At 64.4% G+C, this 25,179-nt stretch carries 19 protein-coding genes; 8 read left to right on the top strand and 11 right to left on the bottom strand.

Annotated elements, in window-relative coordinates; all coding sequences use genetic code 11:
- Positions 1 to 222: 222 nt before the first annotated feature.
- From VAE53_RS05250 to VAE53_RS05260, 3 genes are read left to right on the top strand one after another with little or no spacing between them, the layout of a single operon-like run.
- Positions 223 to 1,389 (top strand): acyl-CoA dehydrogenase family protein, encoded by a 1,167-nt coding sequence (locus VAE53_RS05250; protein ID WP_322818320.1) that lies wholly within the window; start codon positions 223 to 225, stop codon positions 1,387 to 1,389.
- Between the two features lie 11 nt (positions 1,390 to 1,400).
- A complete protein-coding gene (locus tag VAE53_RS05255; RefSeq protein WP_322818321.1) occupies positions 1,401 to 2,078 on the top strand; it encodes a nitroreductase family protein in 678 nt (225 codons plus the stop codon).
- 51 nt (positions 2,079 to 2,129) lie between these two features.
- Positions 2,130 to 2,714 (top strand): VOC family protein, encoded by a 585-nt coding sequence (locus tag VAE53_RS05260; RefSeq protein ID WP_322818322.1) that lies wholly within the window; start codon positions 2,130 to 2,132, stop codon positions 2,712 to 2,714.
- Between the two features lie 14 nt (positions 2,715 to 2,728).
- On the opposite strand, the gene eis is transcribed toward VAE53_RS05260, so the two are convergent.
- From eis to VAE53_RS05280, 4 genes are read right to left on the bottom strand one after another with little or no spacing between them, the layout of a single operon-like run.
- Positions 2,729 to 3,946 (bottom strand): GNAT family N-acetyltransferase, encoded by a 1,218-nt coding sequence (eis, locus tag VAE53_RS05265; RefSeq protein WP_322818323.1) that lies wholly within the window; start codon positions 3,944 to 3,946, stop codon positions 2,729 to 2,731.
- 24 nt (positions 3,947 to 3,970) lie between these two features.
- Positions 3,971 to 5,728: a CSLREA domain-containing protein gene (locus VAE53_RS05270; protein WP_322818324.1), complete on the bottom strand. Its 1,758-nt coding sequence runs from the start codon at positions 5,726 to 5,728 to the stop codon at positions 3,971 to 3,973.
- Between the two features lie 11 nt (positions 5,729 to 5,739).
- A complete protein-coding gene (locus VAE53_RS05275; protein ID WP_322818325.1) occupies positions 5,740 to 6,606 on the bottom strand; it encodes an MBL fold metallo-hydrolase in 867 nt (288 codons plus the stop codon).
- 22 nt (positions 6,607 to 6,628) lie between these two features.
- Positions 6,629 to 7,861, bottom strand: a complete 1,233-nt coding sequence (locus VAE53_RS05280; protein ID WP_322818326.1) for a PLP-dependent aminotransferase family protein — start codon at positions 7,859 to 7,861, stop codon at positions 6,629 to 6,631.
- Positions 7,862 to 8,087: 226 nt separating this feature from the next.
- On the opposite strand from VAE53_RS05280, the gene gltB reads away from it, so the two are divergent.
- Positions 8,088 to 12,653, top strand: coding sequence for a glutamate synthase large subunit (gene gltB / locus VAE53_RS05285; RefSeq protein WP_369294030.1), 4,566 nt, complete (start codon positions 8,088 to 8,090; stop codon positions 12,651 to 12,653).
- On the top strand, positions 12,646 to 14,085 hold the full coding sequence (locus VAE53_RS05290) for a glutamate synthase subunit beta (RefSeq protein WP_322818328.1): 1,440 nt from the start codon (positions 12,646 to 12,648) through the stop codon (positions 14,083 to 14,085). The genes gltB and VAE53_RS05290 overlap by 8 nt, the downstream gene beginning before the upstream one ends.
- A gap of 36 nt (positions 14,086 to 14,121) precedes the next feature.
- Here the strand turns inward: VAE53_RS05290 and VAE53_RS05295 are convergent, their stop codons facing one another.
- From VAE53_RS05295 to VAE53_RS05315, 5 genes are all read right to left on the bottom strand, one after another.
- Positions 14,122 to 14,613 carry a hypothetical protein gene (locus VAE53_RS05295; protein ID WP_322818329.1) on the bottom strand — a complete coding sequence of 164 codons (492 nt, stop codon included), beginning with the start codon at positions 14,611 to 14,613 and terminating at the stop codon, positions 14,122 to 14,124.
- A 146-nt stretch (positions 14,614 to 14,759) separates the two neighbouring features.
- Positions 14,760 to 15,767: a polyprenyl synthetase family protein gene (locus tag VAE53_RS05300; protein ID WP_322818330.1), complete on the bottom strand. Its 1,008-nt coding sequence runs from the start codon at positions 15,765 to 15,767 to the stop codon at positions 14,760 to 14,762.
- Positions 15,764 to 17,683: a 1-deoxy-D-xylulose-5-phosphate synthase gene (dxs, locus tag VAE53_RS05305; RefSeq protein ID WP_322818331.1), complete on the bottom strand. Its 1,920-nt coding sequence runs from the start codon at positions 17,681 to 17,683 to the stop codon at positions 15,764 to 15,766. Before dxs ends, VAE53_RS05300 begins: the two co-directional genes overlap by 4 nt.
- A 106-nt stretch (positions 17,684 to 17,789) precedes the next feature.
- Positions 17,790 to 18,959 carry an ATP-binding protein gene (locus tag VAE53_RS05310; RefSeq protein ID WP_322818332.1) on the bottom strand — a complete coding sequence of 390 codons (1,170 nt, stop codon included), beginning with the start codon at positions 18,957 to 18,959 and terminating at the stop codon, positions 17,790 to 17,792.
- Between the two features lie 79 nt (positions 18,960 to 19,038).
- Entirely contained in the window at positions 19,039 to 19,701 is a 663-nt protein-coding gene (locus tag VAE53_RS05315; protein ID WP_322818333.1) for a response regulator transcription factor, read from the bottom strand.
- 171 nt (positions 19,702 to 19,872) lie between these two features.
- Between VAE53_RS05315 and VAE53_RS05320 the strand changes: the two genes are divergently transcribed.
- Entirely contained in the window at positions 19,873 to 20,973 is a 1,101-nt protein-coding gene (locus tag VAE53_RS05320) for a class I fructose-bisphosphate aldolase (RefSeq protein WP_322818334.1), read from the top strand.
- Positions 20,974 to 21,081: 108 nt separating this feature from the next.
- On the opposite strand, the gene VAE53_RS05325 is transcribed toward VAE53_RS05320, so the two are convergent.
- The gene (locus tag VAE53_RS05325; protein ID WP_322818335.1) at positions 21,082 to 21,855 is read right to left on the bottom strand and encodes a response regulator transcription factor; all 774 of its coding nucleotides are present in this window, start codon (positions 21,853 to 21,855) and stop codon (positions 21,082 to 21,084) included.
- A 306-nt stretch (positions 21,856 to 22,161) separates the two neighbouring features.
- Entirely contained in the window at positions 22,162 to 22,938 is a 777-nt protein-coding gene (locus VAE53_RS05330; RefSeq protein ID WP_322818336.1) for a FliA/WhiG family RNA polymerase sigma factor, read from the bottom strand.
- A 371-nt stretch (positions 22,939 to 23,309) separates the two neighbouring features.
- On the opposite strand from VAE53_RS05330, the gene VAE53_RS05335 reads away from it, so the two are divergent.
- Positions 23,310 to 24,626, top strand: a complete 1,317-nt coding sequence (locus tag VAE53_RS05335) for a S41 family peptidase (RefSeq protein ID WP_322818337.1) — start codon at positions 23,310 to 23,312, stop codon at positions 24,624 to 24,626.
- Between the two features lie 72 nt (positions 24,627 to 24,698).
- Positions 24,699 to 25,151, top strand: a complete 453-nt coding sequence (gene smpB / locus VAE53_RS05340; RefSeq protein ID WP_322818338.1) for an SsrA-binding protein SmpB — start codon at positions 24,699 to 24,701, stop codon at positions 25,149 to 25,151.
- Positions 25,152 to 25,179: the final 28 nt, after the last annotated feature.

Here is a 25,179-nt window from a genome sequence, read left to right on the forward strand (position 1 = left end):
TAAGGAGGAGGAATCATGCGGAAGTGCCCGTGGTGCGGTCGCGAGAACCTCAACGTCTACTCCTACTGCCAGGGCTGCGGCCGTGGTTTCGCCGGGCCCAAGGAAGGACAGGCGCCGAGGAAGCGTCGCTTCCCTTGGCCCTTCGGACAGAAGCGAGCGGCCTGACTGATTGCGCCCTCGCGCGCGAGGCTCTAGGCTTCGGCTCTTCGCAGGAGGGTGACCATGCAGGCGATATCGTCGCGCCCGGTGGCTGCTGCCCGTGAGATTGCACCACTTGCGCGCGCGTTGGCCGACGAGACCGAGCGTGCACGGCGGCTGGCCCCGCCGGTGGTGGATGCGCTGCGCTCGGCCGGGCTTTTTCGAATGCTCGTACCGCGTGAGTTCGGCGGCGGCCAAGCGTCCGTCGCGGAGCTCGTTGCCGCCATCGAGGCCGTGGCTGCAGGCGACGGGTCGGCGGGGTGGTGCCTCATGATCGGCGCTACTACGGGTATCACGGCCGCATTGCTTCCGAGGGAGGGGGCAGCCGAAATCCACGGTGACCTTGGGTCCATCACGGGCGGCATGCTCATGCCACGCGGAACGGCAGTGCCGGTCGAGGGTGGCTATCGCGTGACGGGCCGCTGGTCATACGGCAGTGGCTCGTCTCACGCCACGTGGCTCCTCGGCGGGGTGACGGTGGTCGATGCGAACGGGAATCCCGAAGCGATCCGTGGGGGCCATCCGCATCTCCGGATGGCCTTCTTTCCGGCTGGTAGCTACACGATCCACGACACCTGGCACGTTTCGGGCCTGCGTGGGACTGCCAGCAACGACTACGAAGTCACGAACCTATTCGTGCCATCCCACCGAACCGTCGGCCTCGGAATCGACCGGCCTTGGGCAGAAGGGACTCTCTATGCCTTCCCCATGTACGGCCTGCTCGCTCTAGGGGTTGCGGCGGTGGGGCTTGGCATCGCCCGGGCAGCTATCGACGAAGTTACGGCACTGGCACAGGTGAAGACGCCGACGGGAAGCCGGCGCCAACTCGCAGAACGCGCCGCTGCGCAGGCGGGCATCGCCGAGGCTCATGCCCTTCTGGAAAGCGGGCGGGCCTACTTGTACGCGTCGATCGAGTCGGCGTGGGCGTCCGCCGAGCAAGGTTCGCCGCTTTCGGTCGCCGACCGTGCGCAACTCCGGCTGGCGGCGACGCACGCAGCGAGGAGCTGCACGCGCGCGGTCGACATCTGCTACGACCTCGGCGGTGGGTCGAGCATCTACGAAACCAGCTCCCTCCAGCGTCACTTTCGCGACATCCACACGCTCACCCAGCACGTCATGGTCGGACAACCGACCTACGAGGTCGTGGGCAGAGTCATGCTCGGGCTGCCCGTCGACACGTTCATGCTTTAGGAGCACAGCCGGTGGACGCTATCGAGGCTATCATGACGCTCCGGGCCATTCGGAGGTTCACCGACGAGCCCGTCACCGAGGAGGAGGTTCTCACCTGCCTGCGTGCCGCCAGGCAGGCACCGAGCGGAGGAAACATTCAGCCGTGGCAATTCCTCGTCGTCCGCGAACCCAGCATCCGCAGGGGCCTTGGCGAGATCTACCGGCGGGCTTATACCCGCTACGAGCCGGCGATGCTGGCGGCCACTCCGCCCTTCCGGCACGAGGCCGAGGCGGAGCGCCACCGGCGAACTGTCGCGTCGGCGCGCCACCTCGCCGCACACCTGCAAGAATCGCCCGTCATCGTGCTGTTCCTCATGCCGAACATCAGCATGACCCTCCAGGATGAGGAGGGGCCACTCGACGTTGGCACACCGTACGCGTCGCTCTACCCCGCGGTCCAGAACTTTATGCTCGCTGCCCGGTCCCTCGGTATCGGCACGACCCTGACCACGGTCATCCGGATTTATCAGGGCGAGGTTCGCGAGCTTCTTGGCATCCCCGAGCGCTACGAAATCGCTGCGCTCGTGCCGATGGGGCGCCCGCGGGGCAGATTTGGCATCGCCCCGCGGAAACCGCTTTCTGCCATCACCCACTGGGACCGCTTCGGGAACCGGCGCCAGGATATCGACGACCGCGCGGACCGGGCTTGACGTCCTCGGCTAAAGTAGAAGGGCCGCGGACGTCGCGGCAGGAGGCAGCAGATGGAACGTAAGAACACCGAGTTCGAATTTCGCGGCATCAATCACCTTGCTCTCGTCTGCCGCGACATGGAGCGGACGGTCGAGTTCTACTCGAACGTCCTCGGGATGCCCCTCATCAAGACGATCGAACTGCCCAACAACATGGGCCAGCACTTTTTCTTCGACATCGGCAATGGCGATTCGCTCGCGTTCTTTTGGTTCCCGAATGCGCCCGAGGCAGCCCCTGGGATCGCGTCTCCCGCCGGGATGCCCGGAGAGGGCGAACTGGCGACGGCGCATGGCTCGATGAACCATGTGGCGTTCGACGTGCCGGCCGAGAAGTTCGACGAATACTACGAAAAAATCAAGGCGAAGGGCATCCCCGTGACGCCGATTCTCAACCATGACGATAGCCCCAGGCAGGTGTCGCGGGAGGTCCACGCGGGCACGTTCATCCGCTCGTTCTACTTCCAGGACCCCGACGGCATCTTGCTCGAATTCGCTACTTGGACACGAGCGCTCGGGCCGGAGGATGTGAAGCACGCGCCGGCGCGCGCTGCGGACCGGGATCGCTATCTTGGGCTCGTCGGCACGAGCGGCAGCTGAAAATCCGCAGTTCGCTAGAACCCGTTCGGACAAAACGGCTCGTAGGACGTCCGGAAGAGATCGTCCGCGAGGCGGAGGGTAGCTTCGTCGCGCGCTTGGAGCCGGCCGGCCCGTTTCTGGTACGTTGCGGACCGGTGCCCGGCGAGGAGCGATGCCAGGACGGCTGGCTCGGCGATGATGTCGGGGTCTGCGTCCGTGCGACGAACCTCCGCCCGCTGGCCGTCGAACTCTAGCCGCCACGTGCCTTCGTTCCACGGGCAGAGTTCGTCTCGCGGAATGCCGATGGTCAGGCGGCCGGACACCCCATACGGTCGAGCTTCGAGCGCCCCCGGGACATCGACCACGCGCATCCAGATCGCATCTTGCGTACGTCGATTCAGAACCCGTGGCTCGAGCAGGAGCTCGGGTGCGGGATCGTCGGGCGGGACGCTCCGAAAGTGGATTCGGCGGGCCAGGTCGTGGGCGCGAAGAAACTCCCAAAGCGCGACCCAGGCGGTAGGCGTCAACGCGATGAGCTCGGTCACCTGCACCTCCTGCTCGCCTTCGTCGGGTGCGTGGTCCACTGTCATGGTGGTATAGACGGCGTACCCGCGTGGCGCCCCGGTCTCGTCACGGTAGACTGCCACGTGCACCGGAAGCCCCTTCCGGGGAGGTCGGAAGGTCGAAACCCGCCAGAGTTCAGCGGAGCGGTGGATGATCAGATTCCGGGGGCTCGCCCACTCGATGAAGACCGGTTTGATGAGTGGGTAGGCGTCGGTCGGCGAAAGGAGGTCGATGTGCCCGGGGATATCGTGCGGTCGACTCGCTAGCGAGGCCAGCCTCGGGTCGAACCGATAGGTGACGCCGGTCGAAGCTAAGCCGTAACCGAAGCGCTGGTAAATGGCCCCCATGCTCGCCCAGAGGATGGCCAAGGGCTGACGCCGGTCGCGCATCACGGTGAACGCGCGCTGCATCGTCTGGCGAAGAAGCCCTCGCCGTCGGTAGTTCGGAAGGGTGCCAACGAGCGTGACGCCCGCCATCGGGACCGGAGAGCCGTCGAGGCGGACGGTGAACGGCCACATGCCGAGGGTCGAGGCCATTCGTCCATCGACGAACGCGCACACGGTCCAGTCCGATTGGAGGCCTCCGACTTCCTCCTCCATTCCGTCCTCGGAAGCGAACACGTAGGCGGCTATCCTTCGCAGCTCGTCGAGCTCATTACCGTCGGTGCAGGGGCGAATCTCGATTTCCATGGCGTCGCAGTCTACCAGGCGACATCATGGCTGGAGTGGGACGAGGGTGGCGTGCCCGCTGAGCAGGAGCTGATAGACTTCGCAGCTTTCGACCTGCGTGAGCGCTCTCGCCCACGGCGGAGCGCTGCCATCGCCGTAGCGTAGCCAGCGCTGCGTTCCAGCGTCCCACTTTGCGACCGAAACCAAATTCTCGCCCAACGATGCGAAGGCATCTTGGGGGTCGGCGCTGCTGCCGATGTACACGACATCGTTCCAGCCCGGCGAAAGCTCGACCGGGACGGGGAACGAAACGGAGAAGCCGCCCGCCAGCGATGTCGGTGCGGTGGCGAGGAACCAGTACTCCTGACCTGGTTCGAGGACTCCGAGTGTGCGCCCGGCGGGAGTAGCCGCGAGCCACCTACGGTACGACGCGGTACCATCGATAGCCTGGTAAATTGCGGAAACCGTGGAGCTTCCGCCGCCGGGGAAGGTGTCGCCCAGCACGAGCGGCTGACTGCCGAAATAGCCAACGTGATTCCACCCCGGAGCGAGTTGGACGTTGCCACACTGGACCACGCCAGCCCCGACTCGCGCCGAAGGGCCGAACTCGCTCGTGTTGCCGTCGGAATCGGTTGCGGTAGCGATTACCCATTGCCCCGGGCTTACGGAGAGCCGGGTGGTGAATCGGCCGGTGCCGTCGGCGGTAACTGACTGCCCGAGACGGACCAGACCGTAGTCGCTCCGTCCGCCGGGCGTATGGGCGGCGAGGTACAGCTCGACGGAGCAGCCCGGACAGGTCAGGCCTTCGATGGCCGAGACGGTGGCGCGCTGGACGGTAGGGAATGCAATACCCCCGTTCGCCGGCACCGAATCCGGGGGATTCCGTCGGCCGTCGCCGCCGATATCGATCGCAAGCCCGGCCAGATTGGCAAATGAGTTGGCGCGGATGGTGTTGCGCTCGGACGCCGGGTGGTCGTCGGTGGCCTTGCCGACGACGACGGCAGTGCCGCACGAGCTGAAACTGTTGTTGGTCACGGTGGCAGCGTTGGTGCCGGCGCCCAGCTCGACGCACGGCCCATCGATTCCGGTGAACGTGTTCCGGTCGATCGTCGTCCCGGTTACGGGACCTGTCGACGCGACCACGCGGACGCCCGTAGCGAGCCGCTCGAAGGAGTTTTCGGCGATACCGCCCACAATGACCGACGGGGCGGAGGCTTCGACGCCGGTGCCGTAAGGCGGACCGTCAGCGGGACCGATGAATCGGTTGCCGGCGACCACGACACCCGGCGCTGCGGCTCGCACGCCAACGCCGCAAGCGCGAAGCTGATTGCTCCCGGTCCCACCGACGACGCTGTTCGCTCCTGCCGCCGCGATGCAGGCCCCGCTGAAACCCTCGACCGTGAGTCCGCGGACCGCCGCGCCAGTTCCTGCGAGGCGGAATCCGTCCAGCGGGAGGGATACGCTCTGGGAGCCGGCCCGCACGATGACCCCTGCATCGGATCCGTCGATGATCGCACCGGCTTTGGTGAGGGGTGGCAGCCCCGCACTCCCGATGGCGATGGTGGCCGGTGCACCGGGTGGGAAGACCGCGGGCGAGAAGCGGATCGCTACCATCCCGGTCGCGACGTTGGCGGCTTCGATAGCGGCTCGGAGGGTACAGGTCGTGGCGCTCGGGCAGCTGCCCGTCGTGTCCGCCGGAGATGTCACGGTGATGATCGTGAGCTCATCGCCCGCGGCCGGGCGGGCCGCGACGGCTATGCCGCCGAGGACGATGGCGAATACCGCCGTCAAGACCCAGCGCATCGAGCCTAACGCTACTCAGGCGAGGGCTGACCGGGCAAGGGCGGCGAAAGCGGCTCGAACACTCGTCGTCCGTCACGACGAACCAGGCGACCGATGCCGGGGTGTGGCCAGTGGCCGGCGAACCAGGTCAGCCCTTCTGCGACCGCGCGCTCGAAAAGCGCTTCGCGGGTGGCGGCCGATTGGAACGGGTCGACGTCGAAAGCGGGTGACCAGTCCGGGTGGATGAGCTGCATCGGGTGATGCGACGCATCGCCGACGATGATGCCGCGCTCTGCCCCGTCGACGATGCCGATGGCCACATGGCCGGGGGTGTGGCCGGGGGTAGGGACGAAAACCAGGTGCTCGTCGAGGGCCATCTCCCCGTCCACGAAGCGGATGCGCCCCGTTTGCCGAAGAGGCTCGACGCACTCGCGGAGGTGCTCGTTGCCTGGCGCTGTCAGTCGCTCCGGGACCATCCAGTAATCCCATTCCTGCCGTTGAATGACAAACTCCGCGTTGGTGAAGAAAACATCCGGTTCGCCGTTGGCCGAATCGACGGTGTTCCACCCCACGTGGTCGATATGGAGGTGGGTATGCACGACGAGGTCGATCTCGCTGGGGCTGACGCCGGCCACCCGGAGAGCCTCGTCGAGGCGGCCGACGGGGAAACCTGGTCGACGCCTTGGACCGAGACCGGTATCGATGAGGACGGTGCGCCCGGCGGAACGCACCAGGTAACAGGTAATTGCCATCCCAAAAAGCCCGCGCTCATCGGCCTCGTGGCCGAATTCGGCGTAGAAGGCATCGGCGTGCTGCGGAATGAAATGGCGTGGGTTCATCGATACGGGGGCATCGAGGAGCGGAGCAATCGTGACGGAACCAATCGCAACGGTGTTCATGCCTGGCGTGCCCCCGTCTTGGTCACTTGGTCCCGGTCCGAGCGGCCACTTCGGCCATCGCTTCGCCGAGTCGTTGAATGCCTTCGTCGATTTCCTCAAGATCGACATAACTGAAAGCGAGACGGAGGTGGTTGGTCGCGACACCATCGGCGAAGAACTGGGGGCCTTGTCCAACGATGACGCCCCGCTCGTTCGCCGCGAGCTGGACGTCGCGCGAGCTCATGCCCGGACGAAGCGCGAGCCAGAGGAAAAATCCGCCTCGAGGCCGGGTGTAGCGGATATAGGGTGAGCAGTACCGCGCCAGTGCAGCTTCCACCCTCTCGAGCTTTCGACGGTAAATGGTCCGCAGCCGGGCGATATGGCGGTCGAGGTCGCCGTTGCGAATCATCTCTGCGATGACCCGACCGAGGAGTGGGCTCGTTCCCATGTCATAACGCAGTGCAGCGATCCGCGAGACGAGCGCCGGAGGCCCTTGGACCCAACCCATGCGCAGGCCGGTCGCGATGGTTTTGGAGAAACTGGCCACCTTCACGCCGTGCTCTCCGCCGCTGAGGGCGAACAGCGAAGGCGGAGGCGGTTCCTCGAACCAGAGCTCCCCGTAGGCATCGTCCTCGAGAACGAACGTCTCGAATCGGCGGGCTAGTTCGAGCAGGTGTTCACGCCGGCGGAGGGACATCGTGCACCCGGCGGGGTTCTGGTGGTTGGGGATGCAGTAGATGAACTTCGCCCGCCGGCCTTGCGCCGCGAGAGCCTCGAGCCGGTCCTCCAGGACGTCCGTCCGCATTCCCTCCTCGTCGAGCGGGATGGCAACCTGCTCGACGCCGAATGACCGGATGGTGCGCATCGACCCCGGGAAGTTGGGGCTCTCCACCATCACGACGTCGCCCGGGTCGAGCAACGTTTCGCAGACAAGGCCGATGCCGTGCGCCGAGCCGCTCACGATGATGACGTGGTCCCGCGTCACGGGGACACCTTCGAGGCGGGTTGCGCGGTCGGCGATGGCGTCCCGGAGCGGGGTCGGTCCGAACGTGCCGCCGTACTCGAGGGCTTCTTTGCGCTCACGTTGGAGGACGGCCTCCGTTGCGCGGAGCAGCTCGTCCGAAGGGAGCGAGGGGATATCGGGGAGCCCGCCTGCGAACGAGATGATGTGGCGCGGGTCTGGTGTCGCCGCTGCCCAGACTTGTGGCCCGAGGATGCGTGAGCGCGAGCTGACCAGCGCGTCGACGCGCTCGGGGGTCCAGTAGGGTTCGGCCATGGGGAAGCTCCCGCGGGTAGTGGCCGGATTATACGCTTCCGCCCGTCGGAGCTGCGTGGGGCTCGACACGCGGGTTGGCCGAGCTGTTATACTTCAAGCTCACCCATCGTCTCGCGAGAGATTGCGAAGCATTTCACAAATGGCGCACCGGAATGACGGCGACGCCAGCGGCTCCATTCATTTCGCAATTCTGGCGAGGTGGGAAGTGCTCGGAGAGGGACGTAGCATGCAGCAACCCCGGAGGCCCGGAAGGCAGGGTCTGTACCGTCCAGGGCTCGACCACGACGCTTGCGGTGTCGGCTTCATCGTGCATCTCAAGGGGCATCGTTCGCACAAACTGGTCGACGATGCCATCACCGCCCTGGAGCACCTGCATCACCGAGGCGCCTCCGGCAGCGAGCCCAACACGGGCGACGGCGCGGGAATCCTCATCCAGATGCCGCACGAATTCCTTCGCCGTGAGTGTGCTCAGATTGGTATCCGGCTTCCCGAGGCTGGCCACTACGGTGCTGGCCTCTTCTTCGCTTCGCGAGATGGGCGAGCGACCGATCAGGCCAAGGCGCTCTTCACCGCGATCGTGGAAGAGGAGGGGCAGCATCTTCTCGGCTGGCGCAAGGTTCCCACGAACAATGTGGAGCTTGGGGCGACAGCCCTGGAGGCGGAGCCCGACATTTGGCAGGTGTTCATCAGCCGCGGTGCCGGTATTCCCGACCAGGACGCTTTCGAGCGCCGGCTCTACGTCATTCGAAAGCGATTCGAGAAGGCCATCCAGCGCTGGGGAATCCGCGACGCCGACTGGTTCTATTTCCCGAGCCTTTCGAGCCGCACACTCGTCTACAAGGGCATGCTGACGGCCACTCAGCTGCGGACCTACTTCCCGGACCTCAGCGACCGCCACCTCATCAGCGCGCTCGCGATGTTCCACTCCCGATTCAGCACCAACACGTTCCCGAGTTGGGAGCTGGCGCATCCCTATCGGATGATCGCCCATAACGGCGAGATCAATACCCTCCGCGGCAACCGCAATTGGATGGCGGCGCGCGAGGCTCTGTTCCAGACACCGCTCATTCCCGACATCCACAAGGTTCTTCCTGTCATCGATGAGCACGCAAGCGACACGGCGAGCCTCGACGAGGCGCTCGAGCTGCTCGTCATGGCGGGCCGCAGCTTGCCCCACGCGATGATGATGCTCATCCCGGAGGCCTGGCAGGGCCACGAGAGCATGGACCCGGCCAAGAAGGCCTTCTACGAATACCACTCCTGCCTGATGGAGCCGTGGGACGGTCCAGCCTCGGTTGCGTTTACCGATGGCCGGAATATCGGGGCAGTGCTCGACCGTAACGGTCTCCGTCCGTCCCGCTTTTACGTCACGAAGGACGATCTCGTCATCATGGCTTCGGAGGTCGGCGTTCTTCCGATCGAGCCAGAGCGGATCCTCGTCAAGGGGCGCCTCCAGCCGGGCAAGATGTTCCTCGTGAGCATCGACGAGGGCCGGATCATCGACGATACCGAGCTCAAAATGAAGCTGGCCTTGGAGCGGCCGTACGCCCAGTGGCTCGAGGAGAATCTTATCGATATCGAAGAGATTCCCCCGAGCGAAACGCCGCCCCCACCTTCTCCCGAGACACTCCTCGAGCTTCAGATGGCCTACGGATACACCATCGAAGACGAGAAGTACCACCTCGGTCCGATGGCCGAAAAGGGCGAAGAGGCGGTCGGCTCGATGGGCACGGACACACCGCTCGCCGTCCTCAGCGACCGGCCGCAGCCCCTGTACAACTATTTCCAGCAGCTCTTCGCTCAGGTCACCAACCCACCGCTCGATGCCATCCGCGAGGAACTTGTCACGTCCGTCAAAACGGTTATCGGGCCCGAAGGTAACTTGCTCGACCCGGAACCGGAGAGCTGCCACCTCATCAGCCTCGACAATCCGTTCATCGACAACGAACAGCTGGCGAAGTTCAAGGCCTTGAAGGACCACGCCCTGCGTGCGACGGTCCTTCCTATGCTCTTCCCCGCCAAAGCTGGGCCCGCCGGGCTCGAGGCAGCCATGGAGGAGCTTTTCCGCGCCGCCGACCAGGCAATCGACAACGGCGCAAAGATTCTCATCCTCTCCGACCGCGGGGTCGACGCAGAGCATGCCCCAATCCCGTCGCTCCTGGCGGTTGCGGGCCTCCACAACCACCTGGTCCGCGAGAAGAAGCGAACCCGCGTCGGGCTCATCGTGGAGTCTGGCGATGCGCGTGAGGTGCACCACTTCGCGCTTTTGATTGGTTACGGTGCTGGGGCCGTGAACCCGTGGCTCGCGCTCGATTCGCTCGAGCAGGTACGCCAGGATGGTTACATCACGGCGGATTACCCCGTCGAGAAGCTCCGGGCAAACTACCTCAAGGCGGTCAAGAAGGGTGTCGTCAAGGTGATGTCCAAAATGGGCATTTCGACGATCCAGAGCTACCGTGGTGCCCAGATCTTCGAAGCTGTTGGTCTCAGCGAGGCCTTCATCGACAAGTACTTCACGAACACGGTCTCCCGCATCGGTGGCATCGGGATCGATGAAGTGGCGCAGGAGGTCCTCGCGCACCACCAACGAGCCTACCCGGCCCGCGACGGCGGGCTTCGCGAGCTCGCTTGGGGGGGCCAGTACCAGTGGCGCCGCGACGGCGAATACCATCTCTTCAATCCCGAGACGGTCTTTCGGCTCCAGCACTCCACACGAACGGGCCAGTACCGAATTTTCAAAGAGTACACGCGCCTGATCGATGACCAGAGCCGGCGGCTCGCTACGCTGCGCGGCCTTTTCGAACTGAAATCGGATCGCTCACCTATCCCGATCGACGAAGTAGAGCCTGCCGAGAGCATTTTCAAGCGTTTCGCGACCGGTGCCATGTCGTTCGGCTCTATCAGCGCCGAGGCCCACGAAACGCTCGCCATTGCCATGAACCGTATCGGGGGCAAGAGCAACACCGGAGAGGGCGGCGAGGACCGCCGCCGGTACGTGCCGGACCCGAACGGAGACTCGCGCCGCTCGGCCATCAAACAGGTGGCTTCTGGCCGCTTCGGCGTCACCAGCGAATACCTGGTCAATGCCGACGAGATTCAGATCAAGATGGCGCAGGGTGCCAAGCCCGGCGAAGGCGGGCAGCTCCCCGGCACGAAGGTTTATCCGTGGATTGCCGAGGTGCGGCACGCGACGCCGGGGGTCGGGCTCATCAGCCCGCCGCCTCATCACGACATTTACTCCATCGAGGACCTCGCGCAGCTCATCCACGACCTCAAGAACGCGAATCCCCGCGCTCGCATCAGCGTCAAGCTCGTCGCCGAGGTGGGCGTCGGAACCGTCGCCGCCGGGGTGGCCAAGGCCAAGTCGGATCACGTGCTCATCTCGGGTCATGACGGTGGGACCGGCGCCAGTCCGCTGACCTCGATCAAGCACGCGGGCCTCCCTTGGGAGCTGGGTCTCGCCGAGACGCAGCAAACACTCGTGATGAACAAGCTCCGCGACCGCATCGTCGTCCAAGTGGACGGCCAAATGAAGACCGGGCGCGATGTCATCATCGGGGCGCTCCTCGGCGCCGAAGAGTACGGCTTCGCTACCGCGCCCCTGGTTGTCATGGGCTGCGTGATGATGCGTGTGTGTCACCTCGATACCTGTCCAGTCGGTATCGCCACGCAGAACCCTGCCCTGCGCGAGAAGTTCACCGGACGAGCGGAGCACGTCGTCAATTTCTTCCGGTTCATCGCAGAAGAGGTGCGCGAGTACCTCGCTCAACTCGGCTATCGGTCCCTCGACGAGATCATCGGTCGCTCCGACCTGCTCGATGTGCGACGGGCCGTCGACCACTGGAAGGCGCAAGGGCTCGACCTTTCGGCGATCCTCTACCGGCCGCAGGTCGATCCTTCCGTGCCCACCCGTTGCGTGACGACGCAAGACCACGGGCTGGAGCGCGCCCTGGATAACGAGCTGATTCGGTGTGCCGAGCCAGCCCTCGAGCGCGGCGAACGGGTGGTGCTCGATTTCCCGATTCGTAACGTGAATCGAACTGTCGGGACGATGCTCGGGAGCGAACTCACCCGTCGCTACGGCCACACCGGGCTTCCCGACGACACGATCGATATCACGTTCCATGGATCGGCAGGACAGAGCTTCGGTGCATTCTTGCCTGCCGGTATCACCCTTCGCCTCGAGGGCGATGCCAACGACTACATCGGGAAGGGGCTCTCCGGCGGCAAAATCATCGTCTATCCCCCGAAAGATGCCTCGTTCGTGCCGGAAGAGAACATTGTCATCGGCAATGTGGCGCTGTACGGGGCGACTTCCGGTGCGGCCTTCTTCCGGGGCGTCGCCGGTGAACGGTTCATGGTTCGCAATTCTGGCGCCGTCGCGGTGGTCGAGGGAACGGGGGACCATGGCTGTGAGTACATGACGGGCGGCCGTGCCGTCATTATCGGCCGCACGGGGCGCAACTTCGCCGCTGGGATGAGCGGGGGCATTGCGTACGTTCTTGACGAAGAGGGCGACTTCCACACGCGCTGCAATCTCGAAATGGTGGCGCTCGAGCCGCTCGAGGAGCCGGAGGACCTCGACCTCGTGAAGGGCCTTCTCGAGCGCCACGTCGAGTACACCGGTAGCACGGTAGCCAGCCGGCTGCTCGAAGACTGGCCGGCCGCCGCGCGGAAGTTCGTCAAGGTGATGCCGGTGGATTACCGCCGCGTCCTGGAACAGCAGCGCTTCGGAGCGCAGAACGGGAGCCAGGGCACCGAGACCTCTACCGTTGGAGCCGCCCATGGCTAAGCCGACTGGATTCCTCGAATACCCGCGCGAGACCCCGAAACGCCGGCCCGTCGACCAACGCGTTCACGACTGGCTCGAAGTCTACGAAGAGTTTCCCATCGAGAAGCTCCAGACCCAGGCCGCCCGCTGCATGGACTGCGGGATCCCCTTCTGCCACCAGGGCTGCCCGCTCGGGAACATCATTCCCGACTGGAACGATCTCGTGTATCGCAATCGCTGGCGTGACGCCATCGAGCGCCTCCACGCGACCAACAACTTCCCGGAGTTCACGGGCCGACTGTGCCCGGCTCCCTGTGAGGCAGCGTGCGTCCTTGGCATCAATGCCGACCCCGTGACGATCAAACAGGTCGAACTCGAGATCATCGAGTATGCCTGGCAGGCTGGGTGGGTAAGGCCGCAGCCCGCCAGCCACCGAACCGGCAAGACCGTCGCAATCATTGGCTCGGGGCCGGCTGGGCTCGCCTGTGCACAGCAACTGGCGCGGGCTGGCCACGAGGTCACGGTCTTCGAGCGCGACGACCGGATCGGCGGTCTGCTCCGCTACGGCATCCCCGACTTCAAGATGGAGAAGCGCTTCCTCGACCGCCGGCTCGCCCAGATGGAGGCCGAGGGCGTCGTCTTCCGTCCGGGTGTGAATGTCGGGAAAGACATCGACGCACGCGAACTGCTCGAGGAGTTCGATGCGCTCTGCCTAGCAGGGGGCGCCACCCAGCCGCGCGACCTCCAGGTTCCGGGCCGCGAGCTCGAGGGTGTCTACTTCGCGATGCAGTACCTGCCGATGCAAAACCGGAGGAACGCGGGTGACGAAATCCCAGACGAGGAGTTCATCTCCGCGAAGGACAAGCGCGTGATCATTCTCGGTGGCGGTGATACTGGGGCGGACTGCCTTGGGACAGCGCTGCGCCAGGGCGCCCGCCAGGTCCTCCAATACGAAATCCTGCCTCGCCCACCCGCCACGCGGCCCCCCGAGCAGCCGTGGCCGCTCTACCCCAACATTTATCGCGTCTCCTCCGCTCACGAGGAAGGCGGCGAGCGCGACTACTGCATCATGACGACGCGGCTTTCCGGCGAGAACGGCCGGCTGACCACCCTCCACGCCGTTCGGGTCGAATTCGTGAACGAGGATGGCCGCCAAGTCATGCGCGAAATCCCGGGAAGCGAGTTCTCGGAGCCCGTCGACCTCCTGCTTCTTGCCATGGGCTTCCTCGGCCCCGAAAAGGGCGGCTTGCTCGAACAGCTCGGTGTCCAGCTGACGGAACGCGGAAACGTCTGGGCGGACGAGAACAAGATGACGTCGGTACCGGGCGTCTTTACGGCGGGCGACATGACGCGCGGCCAGTCATTGATCGTGTGGGCTATCGCGGAGGGCCGTGCCGCTGCCCGCGGCATCGACCAATATCTGATGGGCGAAACCTTGCTGCCGATCAACTGACCCGTTCACGGCCGCCAGGGGGCGAACGCGGATCGTCTAGCTGCCGGATTCGTCGGGTCGCGTGGGACCGAGAGGGTAGGCGTGGGGGATAGTCCGAGCTGGTACTCCGACAGCCGTGGAATCGGCTGGAATGTCGGTGATCACCACCGCATTCGCGCCGATCCGCGCGTGGTCGCCGATGACGACCGGGCCAAGCACCTTCGCGCCGGTCCCGATGAACACGAAGCTTCCTATGGTGGGACCTTCGAGGGACACATCGGGACCGCCGGTGTCGAGACCGATCGTGACGAACGGCGCTATCGAGCAGTGGTCTCCGATGCTGGTAGTTCCGTCGATGACCACGTGGCCGTGGTTGATGAGGAGACCGGGCCCGATCTCGACACGATCACCGATGGACACGCCGGCGAGCAGCATCGTCAGGCGCCGCAGGAGATTCGGAAGGAGCGGCACGCCACGCCGCCGGAGCCAGGCCTGCAAACGATAGATCAGCACGACTTGTGCTTCAGCAGAGAGCAGGATGCTGGCCACCGTTTCGGCGTGAGGGCCGAGCCATCGCCGTACGAGCGGTACCGAGTGCCACGTTACCGCCTGACGGATGTCTTCGCGCACGTTTTCGAACATCTAGCGCCTCTGGCCCGGGTGATGGGCTCTCACGCATGGTCGCAAGGAGCGAGCTAGCGGTCACGCTCGACGATGAACGCGGCCAGTGCCCGAAGTGTTGTCGTGTCGTGGCCGAGCTCCGCGACGGTGTAGAGAGCGTCGTCGGCGTCGGCGGCGAGGCGGCGAGCCAGAGCGTCGGTGTGCTCCCGAGCTCCTCTGGTCGCGAGGATCTCAGCGACGGCTTCCGGTGTGAGCCCAGATGACCTTCCATCGTTCTTCTCCGCATAGTACGCGCTGAGCGCGTCGGTCTCGCCGGCGGCGAGCGCGTAAACGACTGGCAGAGTGCGCTTTCTGCGGACGATGTCGCTCGAGGCCGACTTTCCCGTGGCATCTGGGTCACCCCATGTCCCGAGGTAGTCGTCGCGGACCTGGAAGGCAAGACCCAGTAACTCGCCCCAACGGCGGAAGGCCTCGACCGAGCGTGTGTCGGCGCCGGCAAGGGCGGACCCGATCCCGGCCGCTGCGCCGAGGAGGGCGCCGGTTTTCCCCGCGACCATCGCGAGGTACTCCTGCTCGGTCACCTGGGCTGCCGTTTCGAAGGCGATGTCGGACCACTGGCCCTCGACCATCCGCTCGATCGCATCGACGAGCAAGCGAAGTGCTGCAGGAGCGCCTGGAAGGCTACAGTCGGTCAGTTGGCCGATGCCCCTGGCATAGAGGAAGTTCCCAAGGTTGATGGCCTGGGGTTGCCCGATCACCTTCCATGCCGTCGGACGGCCGTGGCGGATCGCGTCGCCGTCCTGAATATCGTCGTGCACCAGCGAAAAGTTGTGGATCAGTTCGACGGCGACGGCACCGGGTAGAGCACGCTCGGGAGCGACCCCGATGGCTGCTGCAACTTCGAGGCAGATGAGCGGGCGCAGGCGTTTGCCGCCTCCCGACGAGGGACGGCCAGAGGCGTCTTCCCAGCCCAATACATAACGAGAAGCACGGAGGAGTTCGTCTGGCCCGTTAGCGAGCGCTCTCCGGAGGCCCTGTTCGACGAGCGGGAGGAAGCGCTGGAAATTCTCCGGAGCGGTCATGCTGGCACGGGGCTGACCGGTGGGGTGGTCGCCCGCCGAGCCGCGAGGGCCTCCCGTGCCGCGGTTGCGATGCCTTCGGCATCGAGCTGGTACAGATGCCGCATCGTCGCTTGCGGCCCGTGGTCGACGATGGCATCGGGCATGGTCAATGCCGCGAGATAGCGGTCGGCGAGCCCGTGGTCGGTGAGGAGCTCGAGGACGGCGTCACCGAAGCCGCCCGCGCGGACGTTCTCCTCGGCGGTGACGATGCCCGACGTGGTTCGAGCCAATTCGAGCAGCAACTCCGCGTCGAGCGGCTTCGCGAAACGGGCATTGACGACTGCGGCGTCGATTCCGTCGGCTTCGAGGAGCTTGGCGGCGGCTACGCACTGGCTGACCGGAGCCCCGAAGCCAACGAGCGCGATATCACGGCCCGGCCGGAGCAACTCTGCCTTCCCGATAGGGATGCGCTCCATTGGCAGGTCGGTAGGCGCTCCGGGGCCGCTTCCGCGGGGATAGCGGACGGCGAAGGGGCCATCGTGCTCGACGCCGGTGTAGAGAAGGTCTCGGAGCTCTTTCTCGTCTTTCGGCGCGCTGACCACCATGTTCGGCAGGCAGCGGAGGTAGCTGATATCGATGAAGCCCTGATGGGTTTTTCCGTCGTCCCCGACAAAGCCGGCGCGGTCCATTGCGAAGACGACCGGGAGATTCTGGACGACAACGTCGTGGACGACCGAATCGTAGCCGCGCTGAAGGAAGGTACTGTAGATCGCTGCGATGGGGCGCATTCCCTGAGTGGCGAGGCCGGCAGCGAACGTGACGGCGTGCTGCTCGGCGATTGCGACATCGAACACTCTCCCGGGGTGCTTCGCGTGCACGGGAGCCAAGCCGGTACCTTCGAGCATAGCGGCCGTAATTGCGACGACGCGCGGGTTGCTTTCGATGAGCTCTTGGACTGCCCCGGCGAAGACCTGCGAGTACGTTGGCCGTGGAGGCGGAGCGGTAGGGTCGGTTTTCTTCAACCAGTACGTACCGCTGTGACTCTTGACCGGGTCAGCGGCGGCCTCCGGTACGCCGTGGCCTTTCTCGGTCAGGACATGGAGGAGAACAGGCTTGCCTTCGACCTTTTTGATTGCGCCGATCGTGGCTTCGAGCTCGCGAATGTCATGACCGTCGATGGGCCCGTAGTACTCGAATCCGAACTGCTCCCAAAAGCTGGCCGGCACCAGGAGGTCGCGGAGGCTTGCCTTCACGCGCTTGGCGCGCTGCCAGACCTGCCGGCCCAGCGGGAGGTGTTCGACGAGCTCGCCGATCTCGCGCTTCGCGTTGCGGTACAGGGGATCGACACGAAGCTTGTTGACGTTTCGGCTGAGCGCGCCGACGTTCGGCGAAATCGACATCGCGTTGTCGTTGAGGATGACGATCAGGCGGTGCAGGCCAAGGTGGCCGGCGTGATTCATCGCCTCGAGTGCCATGCCGCAGGTCATCGCGCCGTCGCCGATCACGGCGATCGCGTAGAAATCCTCTCCTTTCAAGTCACGCGCAACTGCCATGCCCACGGCGGCCGAGATAGAGGTCCCCGCGTGCCCGGCACCGAACACGTCGTGCTCACTCTCCTTACGGTCGGCAAAGCCACTGAGTCCGCCGAACTGGCGGATCGTGTGCATCCGGTCCTTTCGTCCGGTGAGCATTTTGTGGACATAAACCTGATGGCTGACATCCCAGACGATCTTGTCGCGGGGAGAGTCGAACAGCCGATGGAGCGCGAGGGTGAGTTCGACGACGCCCAGATTCGAGGCGAGGTGGCCGCCGCCGCCGATGCCATCGACCGTCTTGACGAGGAAATCCCGAATTTCGGCGGCCAGCGCTTCGAGCTGGTCGTAGGTGAGTCCGCGAAGGTCGAGTGGACTCTCGATGCGGTCGAGCAAACTGGTCACGCCCTGAATTCCTCCTGCACCCTCAACGGTAGCCCATCCCGGCCTAGTTCGGTCGGTACGGCGGCTTACCCGGCAATCCCGAAGCTATGGGGGAGCCGAATGGCCGTCAAGCAGGCCGTCCGGAATCCCACGCGAGGGGCTTGCTGCCATGTAGCGACGCCAGTGTGCCGGGCCCCTGTGGCGGACGCGGCAGCTCGATCCAAAACGTCGTGCCTGTACCCGGTTCCGATTCCACCCCGACCTGGCCTCCCATGGCAGTGATGAGCTCGCGGACGATTGCCAGGCCGAGCCCAGTTCCGCCCTCGCGACGGCTCCGCCCCTTATCGACACGGTAAAAGCGTTCGAAGATATGCGGCAGAGCCTCGGCGGGGATCCCCGGGCCGTTGTCTTCGACTTCGATCCGCGCCACTGTGCCCGCCCCACGCAGGCGGACGGTGACGGTCGAGCCTTCGCCCGAGTACTTGATCGCGTTATCGACCAGATTCAGAACGCAGCGATGGAGGAGATCGGGGCTGGCCACGGCTTCGACGTCAGCGGAGAACTCTCGGCGCAGAGCGACGCCACGTTGCGAGGCAAGCGGCTGCAGTTCCCCGAGCACGTCGGTTGCGAGAGCCTGCAGGTCGACCGGCTCCGGCTCGACGCGACCGCCGTCGTCATTGGTGAGCAACAACAAGTCTTCGCTGAGGCGGGTTAGACGTTCCGTCTGGTGTTTGATGGTCGCGACGAGCTCGCGATACTCCTCGATCGTTGCATCGGGGTCCATCTCGGTGACCTCGATGTTGGTGCGAATCGCGGCCAGCGGGGTCCGCAACTCGTGGGATGCGTCCTGGACGAACTGACGTTGCCGCTCGAACGATGCCTCGAGCCTGCCGATCATCGAGTCGAACGTCTCGGCGAGTGCCCAGAGTTCGTCCCGCGGGCCTTCGTAGTTGATTCGGCGACCGAGGTTGGTTGCGCTAATCTCCGAGGCGGCCTGGGTAATGTCGCGAACGGGTCGCAACAGGATGCCCGACAGGACGTATCCTCCAATCCCCGAGGCGATGGCGAGGCCAACCACCGAAACGAGCGACCAGTATTGGAGTCGGTCGAGGCTCTTCGAGTAGATCCCGTCCTCGACCTCGCGCAAGCTGTAGGTCTCGGTTTCGATGGGCACGATGATGGCCTGAGCCGGGCCGGTCCGCACCGGCGTGTAGACCACGTCGTTGTAGCGCGAAAGCTCGAAAACCGGAGGCTGGTCGAGGCGCACGGCCAGGTTGAGCGCGACCACGAACGCCACGCCGAAGATCAGAAGGAGACTGGAATACCAGACCGTGAGCCGGAAACGGATGCTCCGGGAAAACGGTGGCACGCGCACCTTAGAGGACGTAGCCCTTTCCGCGGATCGTTTCGATCAGCTGTTCCGCGAATCCTTCGTTCAGTTTGCGGCGAAGGTTGTTCATGTGCACCTTCACCGTTTGGGTGAAGGGGTTGGCATGTTCATCCCAGATGTTTTCGAGGAGCTCTTCCTGGGGCACTGCCCGGCCTTCGTTCCGTGCCAGGTAATAGAGGAGCGCGAACTCTTTGGGGGTGAGGTGAATCTCTTTTCCCTCACGTCGGCAACGGTTGGTGTTCGGATCGAGCTCCAGCCCGCGGGTTTCGATGACCGGTTCCCGCATGGAACCTTCACGCCGCGTAATTGCGCGGATGCGTGCCGCGAGCTCACTGAAAGCGAAGGGTTTCACCAGGTAGTCGTCCGCTCCCTGGTCGAGTCCCTCGATTCGCTCCCGAATCGAACTGCGGGCTGTGAGCATGATGATGCCGCCGGAGTACCGGTCCTCGCGAAGGCGGCGGCACACTTCGATGCCATCGACTCTCGGAAGGTTCAGGTCGAGGCAGATTACGTCGTAGTTGGTTTCGGCCGCCAACTCGAGGGCCTCGGCGCCATCACGGGCGACATCGACCTCGTAACCCTGTTTGGTCAGGCCTCGCTCGATGGCCCCCGCGATGGCCTCTTCATCTTCGACCACAAGCACGCGCATACAGCGCCCTCCTTCTCCTAGCCAATCTCCCGGCGTCGCTTCCAACGTAGCGCAACGAAGCCGAAGCGAAGGTAAAGAAATACGATTGGCGAATACCAGCGGGCGACCGCTCCGGCTGCGCGCGGTATCATCGGGCCAGCGCATCGCCGATCCCTTCAGGAGGCACTATCGATGGTCCTTGCCGAACGCTCCACGCGTGAACTTTCGCTCTCGGACATCGCCGATATTCTCGGTGACGAAGCTACCTCACTGCTCGAACATCGTTGCCAAGGCATCCCAGCGGACTCGCTCCACCTTCCCGGCCCGGATTTTGTCAGCCGAGTCTGGGCGCACTCCGACCGCTCGCCTCAGGTCCTGCGCAACCTGCAGTCCATCCTTGGCCACGGGCGCCTTGCAGGCACGGGCTATGTCTCCATTCTGCCGGTCGATCAGGGGATCGAGCACTCGGGCGGCGCCTCGTTCGCGAAGAACCCTGCCTATTTCGACCCCGAGAACATCGTGCTGCTCGCCATCGAGGGCGGCTGCAATGCGGTCGCCTCGACCTTCGGCGTGCTCGGGGCGGTGAGCCGGAAGTACGCCCACCGCATCCCGTTCATCGTGAAGATCAACCACAACGAGCTGCTCACCTATCCGAACAAGTACGACCAGATCATGTTCGGGACGATCAAGGAAGCATGGAACCTGGGCGCCGCCGCGGTCGGTGCGACCATCTATTTCGGGTCGGAAGAGAGCTCTCGCCAGATCGTCGAGGTAGCAGAGGCGTTCGCCTATGCGCATGAGCTCGGCATGGCGACCGTTCTTTGGTGCTACCTCCGGAATCCGGGTTTCAAGGTGGACGGCGTGAATCACGAGACATCCGCCGACCTCACCGGTCAGGCCAACCATCTCGGGGTGACGATCCAGGCGGATATCGTGAAGCAGAAACTCCCCGAGCAAAACGGCGGCTATCGTGTTCTCAACCAGAAGGGCAGCTATGGGAAGTTCGACGAGCGGATGTACACCAAGCTCACGACCGACCACCCGATCGACCTCACGCGCTACCAGGTAGCGAACGGGTACATGGGACGCGTCGGCCTGATCAACTCGGGAGGGGCGAGCTCCGGCGAAAGCGACCTCAAGGAAGCGGTAAAGACGGCGGTCATCAACAAGCGCGCGGGGGGAATGGGACTGATCAGCGGACGGAAGGCGTTCCAGCGCCCCATGAACGAAGGAATCGCGCTGCTCAATGCGATCCAGGATGTCTATCGGTGCGCTGGGGTAACGATCGCGTAGCCGAGGGATTTCTTCCCGGCCCATTTGAGGTCGGGAGAGTGAAGGCGAGAGGCCCCGGAACAGTTCCGGGGCCTCTCGCCTTCGTATTTCGCAAAGTCCCGTCGCCGATCAGGCGGCTTCGCTCGCTCGAACGGCATCACGCCGATTGCTTCGCCGTTCGAGCATGTATCCGAATCCGCGGACGTTCACGATGTAGCTGGGCTCCGCCGGGTCGAGCTCTACCTTGCGCCGAATCCGGCGGATGTAGACCTTCACGATCTCCTGCGCTTCGCGTTCGGAGTAGGTGTAATCCTGCACAGCCCGGAGGATTTCGACGGGGCTGACGACCTTCCCCGCGTTCTTCGCGAGGTAAGCGAGAATCTTGAATTCTGTCGGAGTGAGGGGGATCGACTCCCCGTTCCTGACGGCCTGACACCGATCGAAATCGAGAACCAGGTCTCGTACGGTGATCGTACTGGGGCCGTCGTCCTCCGCCTCCTGTTCGATGGGCGAGGTCTTCCGCCGGAGGATCGCGCCGAGTTGGGCGTTGAACATCTCTCCCCCGTCGGTGTCGCGAACACAAACGTCGGCCCCTGCCTCGAGAGCCAGCGCCAACCCGTGTGGGTGCGGACCCGGCGCAACGACGATGATCTGTGCCTTGCAGGCCCGGGCTACCTGCCGCACGAGTGCGATATCGTCATCGTGGCGCGGGTCGATGGCGAGCACCACGAGGTCCGGATCGAACTGGGCGAGCAGTCGTTCTGTCTCCCGGTCATGCGGCCGTTCGGTTGTCGTAAATCCGTGGCGCGCAAGCGACGGGAGGACCTCGGCAGAGCGGTAATCGCGTGTGTGGGTCACGAACGCGACTTGGCTCCGCAAGCCCTCGTGAAAGCGGTCCGCCATGGCATCACCCCCAAGAAAGTCCCCGCCCGTGGCGACCGTTCGGGCGCCGCGGGGTTTGCGAACTTCTGCCGGCAACCGGGATGCCCCCGCATGAGGGTCACGCGTTTCCGGCTCACTCTCTATCTTCGGCAGCTTCGGCGCGCCTAGTAGGGGTCTGGCCGGTGAAAGCCCAACCATCCCGGACCGCGCTCGCCACGTTGGTGACCGGCCCCGAGTTGTGCAGTTGCAAATGCAGAGACGGCCCTTGTTCTGGGCCGTCTCAATATCGCTTTCGCCGGTCGGGCGCCCTGCGTAGCCGCCGCCTTGCTAAGCCGCGTCTCGAAGGAGCGACCGCCGAAGTCGCTTGACTGCCTGCGCGTGGAGTTGGCTCACCCTCGTCTCCGAAACCTGCAGCACTGCGGCGATGTCGCGCATGGTCAGGCGTTCGACATAATAGAGGCTGATGACGAGGCGCTCGCGCTCCGGCAGCTGGGCCACGGAACGTGCCAAGTCCTCGTACAGTTCCTTTTCCTCGAAGGTCCGCGTGAAGTCGAGGTCCTCCTCGGCCGTTGGCATTTCGGCCGCCGGGAAGGAATCGCCGTCGTCGTCGCGCTCCAAAATTCGGTCGAGCGAGACCGTGACCCAGCGAGCCTGGGAGGCGGTCTCTCGGAACTGCTCGATAGAGACGCCCATGTGCTCGGCTGTTTCCGACTCCGTTGGTGTTCGCCCCAGGAGGTTTTCGAGCTCGGATTGGGCACGCTGAACGTCGCGCGCTTTTTGGCGCATCGTTCGACTCAGACGGTCCATGCGTCGAAAGGCGTCGATCATCGCCCCACGGATGCGTTGGACGGCGTAGGCGTGGAAGTTCGTCCCCTTGGTGGGGTCGTACCGACGGACGGCTTCGACGAGGCCGCAGGTGCCATAACCGACCGCATCTTCGAATTCCAGCAGGCCGGGGATCTCCAGCGGCAGCGTTCTCGCGACGCGCCTGACCAACGGCGCATACTGCATCACGAGCCGTTGCTGTTCCTCGAGAGGCAGGCGGTTCGGGAGCTCGCCGGAGGGTTGTCCCGTTTCTTCGTTGAAGGTCGACGGCCACTGCATTGGTGTTCTCCCCCGTTGCCCGTGCTGCCCTAGGCTGGCGGTTTCCCGATTTGAAACCGGTGGTGCCTTTGTTTTCGGGCGGCTGTGCCGATTGTTCAGGTCCGCTGGGTGACAGAACAATGCGCAGGTCGTGACGCCCGGGTGGTGCTTCGGTGACAACCTGCGACATAAGGGGAGACCCTGAGGCGTCGGGGGGAGGACCCCTACGGTTATTTCAACATAACCTATATAGTGCGAATATGTCCAAGGCCGGAACGAGCAAGGCCGAGACCGCGTAAATGCCGGGTAATCGCCAAATTGAAGGCCATGGATCGCCGCTTGTACACTCGCGATATCATCCATCCAGCGCGGCAGCCGCGCGAAGGACCTCCATGGACATCCCCCGCGATACTTCCCGGCCCGGGAGCGGCGAACAGCTCGCCCGCGCTGCGGTAGCTGTCTTTCTTCTCCTCAGCATGCTCACGCTCTCTTTCGGCCTCGGATGGGCCGTCCACGACCTCGTCAGCGACGACGGGCCGACCGCCCCGTCCCAGCCCGCGGGGGCATCCGGGAGCAGTGACACGATCGGTGCCGCCATCATCGACGAGATTGTGGAGCTCCTCGAGACCAGGTACGTCGACAAGGCGGCGCTCGACCCGGAAACGCTCCGTCAGGCAGCGATCGATGGAATCATCCGATCGCTCAACGATTCGCACACGGAGTATCTGACTCCAGCAGAACTGAAAGCGGGCGCGCTCGATTTATCGTCAAGTTATGACGGCATCGGCGCGACCGTCTCCGACCGCAGCGGTGCGATCACCATCGTGGCACCGTTCAGGGATTCGCCCGCCGAGAAAGCCGGAATCCGCCCAGGCGACATCATCCTCGAGGTCGATGGTGTATCGACCGAGGGGTGGACGCAGACCCAGGCGGTGCAAGTGATTCGCGGTCCCTCGGGCACGCAGGTGACGCTCAAGGTGAAGCATACCGACGGGACGATCGAGACGATCACGATCACGCGCGGCAACATCCCCCTCGAAAGCGTCTTCCTGGAGCCCAATCTCGAGGTGATTCCCGGGGAGAGTGGTAACCGTCTCGTGGATCGAAACGGTAACGCAGTGACGGATATCGCCTACATCGCCATCACCCAATTCCACGACCGAACCGTCGACGAGCTTCGAACCAAGGCGAGGGACCTTCAGGCGAAGGGCTACCGCGGTCTTGTCCTGGACCTTCGCAGCAACCCGGGTGGCCTCCTTCAGGCCACCGTCGATGTTGCCGACGAATTCTTGGACTCGGGTACCATCCTGACGGAGCAGGATGCCGACGGAAAGGTCCAATCCTGGAGCGCGAAACGTGGCGGGATCCTCACCGCCATTCCGCTGGTGATCCTTCAAGACGAAGGCAGTGCGTCCGGCGCGGAGGTGCTGGCCGCCGCTCTCCGCGACAATGGTCGTGCGACAATCGTCGGCACCCGAAGCTTCGGAAAGGGTACCGTGAACCAGCTGCACGAGCTCAAGAGTTGCGGCGACCCCAAAGGGTGCGGTGCTCTGTACATCTCGGTTGGCCGCTGGCTCACACCCAAAGGCGACCAAATCGAGGGCCTGGGAGTGAAGCCCGACGTGGAGGTACCGATGAGCTACGATGATTATGTCGAAAACGGGGACATTCAGTTGTTCAAGGCTATCGAGATCCTGCGCGGCAACTGAGGTCGCGTCACGGTAATATGCCGGTCAGCGGGCCCATCGCCGCGATGGGCCCGCTCCCGTTTTGGCTTTCCCATGTCCGATACAACGATTGTCCAGAATCGCCGAGCCCGCCATGACTATGAAATCCTGAGTCGATTCGAGGCGGGTATCGCCTTGACGGGGAGCGAGGTCAAGTCCGCCCGCGACCACAAGGTGCAGCTCCAAGGGGCGTACGCCCGAGTCAAGGACGGAGAGGTTTGGCTTCTCGGGGCGCACATCGCGCCGTACGCAAACGCAGGCTACGCGACACATGACCCGACAAGGGATCGCAAGCTCTTGCTCCACAAGAAGGAGATTCGACGCATCGCCCAGATGGTGGAACAACGTGGTCTAACGCTGATCCCGCTCTCGATGTACTTCAAGCGCGGCAAGGTGAAAGTCGAGCTCGGCATGGGACGCGGTCTAAAGCGTTATGACAAGAGAGAGGTCGTCAAAAAGCGCGACCAGCAGCGGGCACTCGAGGAGGCCCTGCGGCGACGGGGCTGACCTCGTCGAACGCCTGTGCTATGCTCGT

Source organism: Tepidiforma sp., from assembly GCF_034432735.1.
Classification (GTDB): Bacteria; Chloroflexota; Dehalococcoidia; order Tepidiformales; family Tepidiformaceae; genus Tepidiforma.

What these genes read in the sequence shown, in the direction of transcription:
- VAE53_RS05250 (WP_322818320.1), top strand. Translation starts at nt 223, where the DNA reads ATGCAGGCGATATCGTCGCGCCCGGTGGCTGCTGCCCGTGAGATTGCA.
- VAE53_RS05260 (WP_322818322.1), top strand. Translation starts at nt 2,130, where the DNA reads ATGGAACGTAAGAACACCGAGTTCGAATTTCGCGGCATCAATCACCTT.
- eis (WP_322818323.1), bottom strand. Translation starts at nt 3,946, where the DNA reads ATGGAAATCGAGATTCGCCCCTGCACCGACGGTAATGAGCTCGACGAG.
- VAE53_RS05270 (WP_322818324.1), bottom strand. Translation starts at nt 5,728, where the DNA reads ATGCGCTGGGTCTTGACGGCGGTATTCGCCATCGTCCTCGGCGGCATA.
- VAE53_RS05275 (WP_322818325.1), bottom strand. Translation starts at nt 6,606, where the DNA reads ATGAACACCGTTGCGATTGGTTCCGTCACGATTGCTCCGCTCCTCGAT.
- VAE53_RS05280 (WP_322818326.1), bottom strand. Translation starts at nt 7,861, where the DNA reads ATGGCCGAACCCTACTGGACCCCCGAGCGCGTCGACGCGCTGGTCAGC.
- gltB (WP_369294030.1), top strand. Translation starts at nt 8,088, where the DNA reads ATGCAGCAACCCCGGAGGCCCGGAAGGCAGGGTCTGTACCGTCCAGGG.
- VAE53_RS05290 (WP_322818328.1), top strand. Translation starts at nt 12,646, where the DNA reads ATGGCTAAGCCGACTGGATTCCTCGAATACCCGCGCGAGACCCCGAAA.
- VAE53_RS05300 (WP_322818330.1), bottom strand. Translation starts at nt 15,767, where the DNA reads ATGACCGCTCCGGAGAATTTCCAGCGCTTCCTCCCGCTCGTCGAACAG.
- VAE53_RS05315 (WP_322818333.1), bottom strand. Translation starts at nt 19,701, where the DNA reads ATGCGCGTGCTTGTGGTCGAAGATGAAGAGGCCATCGCGGGGGCCATC.
- VAE53_RS05320 (WP_322818334.1), top strand. Translation starts at nt 19,873, where the DNA reads ATGGTCCTTGCCGAACGCTCCACGCGTGAACTTTCGCTCTCGGACATC.
- VAE53_RS05325 (WP_322818335.1), bottom strand. Translation starts at nt 21,855, where the DNA reads ATGGCGGACCGCTTTCACGAGGGCTTGCGGAGCCAAGTCGCGTTCGTG.
- VAE53_RS05330 (WP_322818336.1), bottom strand. Translation starts at nt 22,938, where the DNA reads ATGCAGTGGCCGTCGACCTTCAACGAAGAAACGGGACAACCCTCCGGC.
- VAE53_RS05335 (WP_322818337.1), top strand. Translation starts at nt 23,310, where the DNA reads ATGGACATCCCCCGCGATACTTCCCGGCCCGGGAGCGGCGAACAGCTC.
- smpB (WP_322818338.1), top strand. Translation starts at nt 24,699, where the DNA reads ATGTCCGATACAACGATTGTCCAGAATCGCCGAGCCCGCCATGACTAT.